The sequence below is a fragment of the Colwellia psychrerythraea genome (assembly GCF_000764185.1).
Taxonomy (GTDB): Bacteria; Pseudomonadota; Gammaproteobacteria; order Enterobacterales; family Alteromonadaceae; genus Colwellia; species Colwellia psychrerythraea_B.
Genome location: NZ_JQEC01000059.1, coordinates 1 through 2,298, shown reverse-complemented (window position 1 = coordinate 2,298; position 2,298 = coordinate 1). Strand labels below are relative to the sequence as shown.

Sequence of the window (2,298 nt, the reverse complement as noted above, 5' to 3'; positions counted from 1 at the left end):
TGATCTTCCCCCGATAAAACGGACACCAAAATCTAACTAAAGATGAGGTGTCTTATGCCTAAGTACAACAATCCAAGACGAACTTGGAAGTATTCAAATGACTTCAAAGTCAACGCTATTCAATTAAGTTATGTTGTTGGCGTCACAATAAAATCAGTCGCTGAAAAACTCGACATACACCCGTTTATGCTGTCACGATGGCGAAAAGAATATCGTGAAGGGATCATTGTGGCTGATAAACGAAAAAAAGTGGCTGGCCAATCAAAAGCCAAAAAAGTACTTACCAAAGAACAACAACTAGAACGTGAAAATAAACAGCTCAAGGAGGAGCTGTATATCCTAAAAAAGTGGCAACGGTTTCTTGCCGAGGAACATCAAGCCGATATCGATTCATCGAAAAACTCAGAGCCGACATAAAGGTAACGAGATTACTGAAGTTTTTTGATGTTTCTAAAAGTGGCTATTACGATTGGTGTGAACGTCAACCAAGTGCTAGAGCGATAGAGGATGTTGAACTTAAAAAGAAAATTCAGCAAATATTCACTGAGAATAAAGGACGCTATGGTAGTCCCCGCATATTTAAAGCCTTGCAAAAGCAAGGATACAGCATAGGTAAAAAACGTGTTGAACGCTTGTATCGTGCACTTGGCTTGGTCGCTCGAGTGATGCGCGTGACGACACGCTCTGCGTTTTATAAGCGCTTCCTTACGACAGGTAAAAACTTACGACCTGATGGTGAAGTGCCATTGGTTAAAAATAAAGTATGGGTAGCAGATGTCACGTATTTGAAAGTGAAAGGTATATGGCGTTATTTATCGGTAATAATGGATTTATATTCACGGCGTATTATTAGCTGGAGTTTAGATAAAAAGAGAACGATGGAAGTCACCAAACGAACACTAAAAAATGCAATAAAGAACCGAAGACCTCAAGGTGGTTTAATGCTGCATACAGACCGAGGTGTGGAATATCGAGGTAATGTTTTTCAAACGGCTTTAAAACGAGCAGGTATTACACATAGCTTAAGCCGAGCGGGTAAATGTACTGATAATGCGCATATGGAGTCATTTTTCCATTCAATGAAGACCGAAGTTATTCGCGGTAATGTATTTAATAGTGATAAAGAACTGCGCGGAACACTTGGAAGTTACATTAACAAATACTACAATGTTTCGAGGCTGCATTCAGGGATAAATTATTGTTCGCCAATAGAATATGAAGCCCTGGCAGCGTGAAAAAAAATGTGTCCGTTTTATCGGGGGAAGATCACAAAAAACAGTTGGCTTTTGCTCCTTCGTCGCTTATTTTAGCCAACAATTTCTTGCCTGTTAATTAGGCGTTATGTTTCAAGAGGTTTTAATGAATAAATATGTACTCCTACTAGCTCTTACTCCTTTAGTGAGTTTTGCAAGTGAAGATTGCAATGGTAAAGTTTCATACATTATGGATCATCCTTCATGGTGTGAAAGTCATTTAGCATTCAAAATGGATATCATTCCAGAAAAATGGATTTGTTCTTTATCAGAAAGAAGTGACTCTATGATTTTAACTGCATTAGCTTCTGATAAAGTAATTAGCGCAAGACTTGCATTACAAATACCAGGAAAGTGCCAAGCAATAGGACATTATCAAAAACCAGAGTATATAAGCCTTTTAAAATAGAACCAATATGACAAGGAAATCAAACGGAATTTACAGTTGGCTGCACATTAGCTTCGCTACATATTTTAGCCAACTTTAATTTGCCGATTATGTAAGCGTTATCAATAAAAAATCTAATCCAAGCTGTTCAATTAGCCGTAATAGCTAATGTCTGCAAAGTGGTAAAAGTGAGCCTTAGCTTTTACCCAATGGATAGTTAAAAATAGTTCACCGCTAATGACTTCTTGGTGCGCATTGGAGACACTATCCTAAAACGTTTAGCCATACATTTTCTAATGAATACACATGTGTGTTACTGAGAAGTCTTAGTAACACACGTCAATCAGTATGGTTTTTCTTTAAGTATATGAAAACAATGAAATTAATGTGTTATTTCTATCAAGTTATTACTGAGACGTCTACATAATAAGCTGTTTTAAAATATTTATGGAAAATGAAAAACAAAATATATACAATTCTTTTATTTATTACCTCAGTCAGCCCTGTAATGGCACTAGAATGTGAAAATTATTCTGTGAAACATTTACAAATTCAAAAAACTACGGTTTTAGTCAAGTTTAATTCACTTGAAGGTGCAGAAACTGGCTGGAAGCTTGTTGGTTATCATGCTCACGAAGGGACCAAAGAAATGTATTC

Annotated in this window: 3 protein-coding genes; all 3 read left to right on the top strand. The window is 36.8% G+C overall.

The window, feature by feature from the left end:
- Nucleotides 1-54: 54 nt before the first annotated feature.
- Nucleotides 55-1,235, top strand: a protein-coding gene (locus tag GAB14E_RS02925; protein ID WP_156115705.1) for an IS3 family transposase whose coding sequence is annotated in 2 segments (ribosomal slippage) — nt 55-340 and nt 340-1,235 — 1,182 coding nt in all. Because the reading frame shifts where the segments join, the coding sequence is not laid out codon by codon here.
- Between the two features lie 124 nt (nt 1,236-1,359).
- Nucleotides 1,360-1,662, top strand: coding sequence for a hypothetical protein (locus tag GAB14E_RS0123445; protein ID WP_156115790.1), 303 nt, complete (start codon nt 1,360-1,362; stop codon nt 1,660-1,662).
- Between the two features lie 433 nt (nt 1,663-2,095).
- On the top strand, nt 2,096-2,298 hold a 203-nt coding region (locus GAB14E_RS25385; protein WP_033084124.1), incomplete at its 3' end, for a hypothetical protein.

Bases quoted from the DNA above. Each gene is read 5' to 3' on its own strand.
- GAB14E_RS0123445 (WP_156115790.1), top strand. From the start codon at position 1,360: ATGAATAAATATGTACTCCTACTAGCTCTTACTCCTTTAGTGAGTTTT.